We start from the raw sequence: 6,388 nt of genomic DNA, 5'->3' as shown, positions 1-6,388 counted from the left end.
CCGAGCTTACGGACGACCTGCTCCGGGGTGTGACGCTTCCTGCTGTTCGACATGATCTGACCAGTCTCCCTGCCCGCGACTCCGGGCGACAGGACCACTCTCAGAACCACCGGACCTACGAAACGGGGTCAGCCCAGAGCCGTACTCATTGCGACTCATCTGATCGGCCGCGTTCTCAGAGAGCAGGAAGCCAATGACGTAGGCGCGAAGCCGTTCTGAGGGAATCCGTACGCGGATCATGTCGTCGGAGACGATCTGACCAGCCATGACGCTCGTCACGTAAGCCAGTCGACCAATCGTCCCGGAGCGTGTCAGCAATAAATCGCCTTCGTGCACCGTCACGACATCGAAGTCTCGAATCTGCTTCTTGGTCGATCTGGCAAGGTCAACTAGTTTCGCGGAGTCGCGCTTGTCTTGCAGCATTGCGGACGGCGTGTAGTAGCCGACCACATTCGTCCCCTCCGACTCGGAAGCGACGATTACGTTCTCGGTCCGCAAGCGCGGACCCTTGAACACTCTGACACCTGGCTCGATCTGCCCGAGCGTGGTGACCGACCATCCATCTACACCGTCGAGACGAGCGACACGAGCGAGCGACTCGTTCAGATGCGGCGAGTAGAACTGAGGATTGATGTTGAGGCGATTCTGAATCTCAGAGCGCTTCACCGCGTAGCGATACTGCGACGGATTGAGCGCGCCTGACCGGTGGGCGAAGTAGTCGTGTTCGATCTCATCCAGGTCGTGGTCGAGTTCGGTTGTCGCCGCGCCTTCTTCCCCTGTCACGAAGATCGGGACGCCTTCTGAGTCTTGGCCGATCTTCTGAGACGCCGCCATGAAGATCTCGTAATCGGTGGTTCGGTCATCGCCTTCCTTGTACTTCGTCAGAAAAACGACGCAGGTGCGTACACCGGTGTCCGGCTGGAACGAGTTCTTGTGGAGCGTGATGACTGCGTCGAGACGCGCTTCGCGGAAGAGCAGTTCGCGGGACGGCAAGAACTGGGTCGTGTCTAGGAACCCCTTAGGCAGCACGATGCCCAGCCGACCTCCGGGCTTCAGCCAGTCGAGGGATCGCTCGAAGAAGAGAATTTCGGGCGACTGCGACTGCATGATGTCGTCGCTTTGGACTGTCGAGTCCCCGTCGACTGTGAACTTCATCGCCGAGGCGAAGTTCATGAGGAGCCTGGGGTCGCTGATCCGTGACTCGCCCTGACCAGCGAACGGGGGATTGGTGAGCACGATGTCCGGTTGATGCCGATTGCAACGGGCCTTCAGCCAATCGTCGAGTTCGGCGTAGGCGCCAAGCGAGTTGCCACGAGTCATTCCCGCGTGGCCGTCGCCGTTCAGAAGCATCGCAGTCTTCGCGAGTTTCACCAGGCGGGGCGAGATCTCGGACAGGAACACCGATTGCTTCACGGTGCTGAGCATGCGCTCTCGCCGAGCCGTACCCTCCGCCGTCTCCTCGATCACCAGCCGCCGAAGATGCCGGAACGCTGCTGTAACGAAGCCACCTGAGCCGCCAGCAGGATCGAGCACCTTTTCGCCGACGCGCGGCGAGGCCATTCGCACCATGAGATTCACGATGAGCCGGTTCGTGAAGAACTGGCCGCGCTGGCGCTTCAGATTCGTGTGGGTGTACTGCTCATAGGCGGCACCCATGAGGTCCCAGTCATCGGCGTCGTCGTATGCAGCCACGAGCGTCCATGGCTGCAGGACCGCGGCTACTTCGACAATCGCTTCGTCCGGAACCTCGATCTTTTCGCCTGCCGGAAACACAGAGCGGTACTGCTCTGCGAAGCGCTCGAATAGATCGCGTATGCGCCTCGCGGCGAGCGCAGTCCCCTCGGCGGTGCCGTATTCGTCGGGGGTGACGTAGAAGTTCGGATACGACCCCGACTCCGACTCGTCCTGAATCTTGGCGAGCAGGATGCGCACCATGTCCATCGTGAGGTCGTAGTCGGAGTTCTCCATCCCGCGCCCGTAGAGTTTGTTGTTGCAGACTCTGAAGAGCCGCCTTACGTCACTTGGCCGCACGAGATCGGCCTTCTTTCGGCGATCGACCGCCCCCCACTCCTCGCCCGAGCGTGGGAGTTCAGTCGCCTTGTCGAGAGCGCCGCGCTGTCGGTCGACCCGGAAGAACGTTGTGTCGTCGCCGTTTGTCCAGACGCCGCCTGGCGCGTTCGTGTTGAAGATGTAAGAGACGAGTTGTGCGTAGCCGCTTTCCTCGTCCGGCTTCTTGCACTCGACGACGAACTTGATCTGTCCCTGGTCGCGCGTACTGGCTGCCGCTCGATTGCGATAGACGACGATGTCGGCTCGTATCGGCTTTCCAAGAGCGTCCTTCGCTTCACTACTACCGTGAAAGACCGGCACCTCGCGGCGCATGACGTTCTTGGGGTATCCGTACTCGGTCGCGAGCGTCTGCAGGTACTGCTGACGTACATGCTCCTCAGGCGTCGGCTCCAAAATCGTCCCGTCAAGGAAGCAGACGATCTTGCCGTCCTCGTTGAGCGCGACTACTGACTCGATCGGCTGTGACACGTGAGGCCCACTCCCAAAACTAGGTGACCCTTGACACTACCGAGCGGCATCCGAGCACGTGAAACGAAGCACCCGCGCCCGCCGCGCTGTTGGGTGCACGTCTGGTTACTTCGTAGAGCGATTCGGCGATGAGTGCTCCGTGTGCACGATTCGTGTGCTAGCAGATGAAGAAAATGCTGATCAGACGAATAGCCCGCTTGACTCGGTGTCAGGTGCTGGGCTTAGCAGTCGGTGAGTCGGTGGGCACCGCGGGAAAGATTGGCGCGGTGCCCGCGGTACGCCGGGCGGGGCGGTCGTGCGCCCCGTGGCCGCTACGACGACAGCTTGATCAGAGATCTCGCGCTCACGGGTCTCTGAGCGGGCAAACAACCATTCCCGGAGTTCCGCGGCCTACTCGGCCCCTTACTTCGGTGCCGGTGTCTGAAGCGTCTGACCGGCGCTGGACGCCATGAACTCTGAGCCGCGGTCGGCGGCGTCGATGCGGAAACTCAGCGGCGATCGCCGAGTCTTGCCGTTCCCGAGCGCCACAGCGCCGCGGAACCGTCGTCGATGCTCGCGGCGTGTGAACGCTTCGATATCGCCGATCATGTACTCGCGCGATGTGCTCGAACCGGGTTCGAGACGCTGCGGCAGCGGGGGATCATCCTTGAAAGTCCACGAGATGTTCTTGTCCTCGCGCGGCTGACCCACGGTGAAGTAGAACCGCTCGATGTCGACGGGCGCCCGCCCGACGTTCCTCGCGGTGAGCCGGATGAACGCGATCGAGTAGGGGACGTGGCTCGGCGGAACCGACGCAGCAGCCCATCCGAATCGACCGCGACGGCCAGTCCATCCCGCGTTGCGCTTCGGATTCCGCACGACAGTCTCGATCTCCACGACGACGCGATGCCCGGATCGCACCCACGCGATGATGTTCCAGAGCAGCGCGCTCAGACCGACGCCCGCCGCGACGATCGAGATGATGAAGGCGGGCAGCGCGAGAGGATCGGATGCCGCTTGCTCGGCCTGCGAGGCCACGCATTCGAGCCGCACGGCTAGATCAGAGTCGGATCATCGGGGAGCGGGTCGAGACGGCGCAGCGTGTACACCTGGCGTCGGCGTGGGTTTGCGCCCTTGCCGACGATCGTGAGCACGTCGAACTCGGCGCGCACACGCTGATTCGCCGCATCGTGCTGCACGGCTCGCTCCATGAGGTCAGGGCTCGGGACTGCCGCTTCAATTGCAGCCTGCCCATCTGGGGCGAACCAGAGCGCACCGATCGAGCGTCGCGTGCCGTCGATCGCACCCGACAGCGTCGTGGACGTGCTGCTCTCTTGGTGCTCATCGAGAACACGCAGCAGCGCCTTCGCGCCCAGCGGTCCAACGTGCACACGCTGGAAACCGTGCGTAGATCGCAACTCACCGTCGATGTCCCAGTCCTGCGCGTCGATGGCCTTCGCGGCTCGCCTAAGCCCCGCGTGCGCTTTCTGGGGCAGGTCGGCAGCGAGCCCGGACAGCACGTCGTCGTCGGGCTTCGCGCCCTCGCCCTGCGCGCGTGACAGCAGCACCGCGACGGTGTCGAGCGACGTCGAGTCGACAGAGGGCGTGCGCGTGTGCTGTGCCGTGCGCCCGGCTGCTTCCTGCGGCGTCGCGGCCTTCAGCACGACGCGCACCGATCCTGGGGTCGGGGCCACGATACGCAGCGTCGACGCACGACGCTTGTGCCCAATGATGTGCTTCGCGACCTCCTTCGTCGCGTCGGCGATCCCGCGCACCAACTGCGCGAACGACTCAGCGTTCGCCTCATGATGATGCACCGTCTCGCCGTCTAGATGCAGTTCAAGTTCGGACTGAGCGCGGTTCGTGAGTTCGAACACGACGGGCGTCAACTCGGGGTGCCCGAACGCGAACGCTTCGAGGGAGCGTCGGGTGGCTCGGCTCGCGAAGTCGTCGCCCTCTGCCTCGTGCCACGCATCGCGGAAGGCGTCGATCTCTGCTGTGTTCAGCGTCACGGTCGCACCTCCAAGAATCCCTTGACCATGTTCGGGATCGGATCGCGGTGCTCATCTAGCACCGTCTTCCAATCGTTGATCCATCCGACTGTGGTGTCTACGTCTCCACGAGCGAAAAGGAACGCGTCGACCATCCCCGACATCGGCTGAACTTTGCCGGTTGCTGTCCTCTCGGTCAGCAGCCCGAAGATGCGATCCTGCACTTCGATCGGCAGCGCGTTCACGTCGCTCGTCTTCGCCATGACTGTAACGTCGACGTCTGACGGCGCCGCCCAGGGCTTGTGTGTGACGAAGCCGCCGTCGATCCAGAACCGCGCACCCGTGAGATGCGGAGAGACGATCGAGTACCAGACCTTGAACGCATCGAACACGATGCGTCGTTGATCGCTGAACGGTGCCGCGACGACGAAGCGCTCTTCGATCTCGTCGAGCGTCGTCGCGTGGATGCCGTCAGGCAGGCACCATGCCCCGTCTTCGAAGGCCGGTATCACGCGTCGATCCCCATGCGCGTGAGTCTATCCAGACCCGCAGCGTCAACTATGTACGCATCACGGGAACAAAGGGCGGCGCGAGTCAGGCGGCGACTGGGCGCTTCACATGGTTACGTGACGGCTTGTCCGTCTTCGTCCGGCAGACCGCGCCGACCGCGGCGCCGCAGCGCGGGCACTCGCCGGTCAGGTCTTGCGTCTGGAGCAACTGCGCTTCGTACTCGAGGTAGAAATCGTCGCTGGACACGTCCACGCCTTCGGCGATCAGTGCGCGCACGTCATCGACGTTCGACTCGACCGCGGCAAGCCACGCGTCGGTCATCGTCGGGAAGACGCCGAAGCGCTCGAACATGGCGCGGATGAACTGACGCTGCGCGCGCGGCCCGCCGACGCCGCCGTTGTAGAGGTCACAGCCGTGCGCGCGTAGGCGCGCGATCGCGTGCACTTCCGCGTAGTCGAGATCGGCCTGCTCGTCGAAGTACCCGAGGATCGTCTTCGTGAAGTTCTCGGCTCCGTGCTGAGCGAGCGCCTGCGCGAAGTAGTCGCCGCTGCCGAGGTAGGTCGCGACGCTGTGGTCGTCCATCCTGCTCGACTGGCCGACGTAGAACATGCCGTCGACCTCGCTCTCGGTGACGTAGAGATAGCCGATCGGCATGGGAACTCCCTCGGGTGGGTCGACGGTGAGACGCTACCGCGCGCTGCGGACGCGACGCATGCCGTTCACGCGGTCGAGATAGTCGAGATGCGGCCACGACTCGATCGCGCCCGTCGCACGGTCGACCGTGATCCACGCGCCGCCCGCCATGACGAGCCCGCGGCTCTCGTCGTCGACCACGCGCTGCGGCGTTACGAGGAAGGCGCCGCCGTCCTCCCAGCCGTCAGGCGCGGACGGCTCGCCGAAGTGCTCGGCGGCGATCCGCAGCGCGTCGTCGAACGTCAGCATCATCTGTCCTCTCGGGAGCATTCTGGGCGGCAACGGTAGGGCGGGCAACGCCCCATTTGTGTGTGCACCTGTGTGTGCACACTGCCGATCACTGCCTGTCACGGGTTGTCATGGGGGAGGGCATCGGCACCGGGGAGAGCCAACTCTCGACTACTCCCCGGCACGCGATGTCACTGCGTGTCACAGCGGGGCGCTCTCTGGGGGTCAAGGGGTCGCAGGTTCAAATCCTGTCATCCCGACCGGAGGGCTGTTGGCAAAACTGATTGCACAACAGTCGAAAAAGGAGATGGGCACTGGCTTCGCGCCAGTGCCCATCTCCTTTTTCGTGCCGCGTGTCGACGGCGCTCGAAAACTGGACAGTAGCGGCGCTTGAAAAGTGAACACTCAACGATTGGAGAGTGATCACTTTGGAGGACTGGGCGTTGATC

The 6,388-nt window shown here is 63.3% G+C and carries 7 protein-coding genes; all 7 read right to left on the bottom strand.

Annotated features, from left to right (window positions below; translation table 11 throughout):
- Positions 1–6 precede the first annotated feature (6 nt).
- Entirely contained in the window at positions 7–2,538 is a 2,532-nt protein-coding gene (locus ACPEH2_RS15640) for an N-6 DNA methylase (protein WP_359921390.1), read from the bottom strand.
- A 402-nt stretch (positions 2,539–2,940) separates the two neighbouring features.
- Positions 2,941–3,570, bottom strand: coding sequence for a hypothetical protein (locus ACPEH2_RS15635; RefSeq protein ID WP_359921388.1), 630 nt, complete (start codon positions 3,568–3,570; stop codon positions 2,941–2,943).
- Positions 3,571–3,572: 2 nt separating this feature from the next.
- Positions 3,573–4,529 carry a hypothetical protein gene (locus ACPEH2_RS15630; protein ID WP_359921387.1) on the bottom strand — a complete coding sequence of 319 codons (957 nt, stop codon included), beginning with the start codon at positions 4,527–4,529 and terminating at the stop codon, positions 3,573–3,575.
- Positions 4,526–5,020, bottom strand: a complete 495-nt coding sequence (locus ACPEH2_RS15625; RefSeq protein ID WP_359921385.1) for a DUF6932 family protein — start codon at positions 5,018–5,020, stop codon at positions 4,526–4,528. Before ACPEH2_RS15625 ends, ACPEH2_RS15630 begins: the two co-directional genes overlap by 4 nt.
- Positions 5,021–5,102: 82 nt before the next feature.
- Positions 5,103–5,672: a zinc finger domain-containing protein gene (locus tag ACPEH2_RS15620; protein ID WP_359921383.1), complete on the bottom strand. Its 570-nt coding sequence runs from the start codon at positions 5,670–5,672 to the stop codon at positions 5,103–5,105.
- 33 nt (positions 5,673–5,705) lie between these two features.
- Positions 5,706–5,960 (bottom strand): hypothetical protein, encoded by a 255-nt coding sequence (locus ACPEH2_RS15615; protein WP_359921382.1) that lies wholly within the window; start codon positions 5,958–5,960, stop codon positions 5,706–5,708.
- A 220-nt stretch (positions 5,961–6,180) separates the two neighbouring features.
- The coding region (locus tag ACPEH2_RS15610; protein ID WP_359921379.1) for a hypothetical protein at positions 6,181–6,388 on the bottom strand (208 nt) is incomplete at its 5' end.

This window comes from Microbacterium sp. NPDC064942, assembly GCF_049545525.1.
Classification (GTDB): domain Bacteria; phylum Actinomycetota; class Actinomycetes; order Actinomycetales; family Microbacteriaceae; genus Microbacterium; species Microbacterium gawkjiense.
This window is presented reverse-complemented; position numbering and strand designations above follow the sequence as displayed.

What these genes read in the sequence shown, in the direction of transcription:
- ACPEH2_RS15620 (WP_359921383.1), bottom strand. Translation starts at nt 5,672, where the DNA reads ATGCCGATCGGCTATCTCTACGTCACCGAGAGCGAGGTCGACGGCATG.
- ACPEH2_RS15615 (WP_359921382.1), bottom strand. Translation starts at nt 5,960, where the DNA reads ATGCTGACGTTCGACGACGCGCTGCGGATCGCCGCCGAGCACTTCGGC.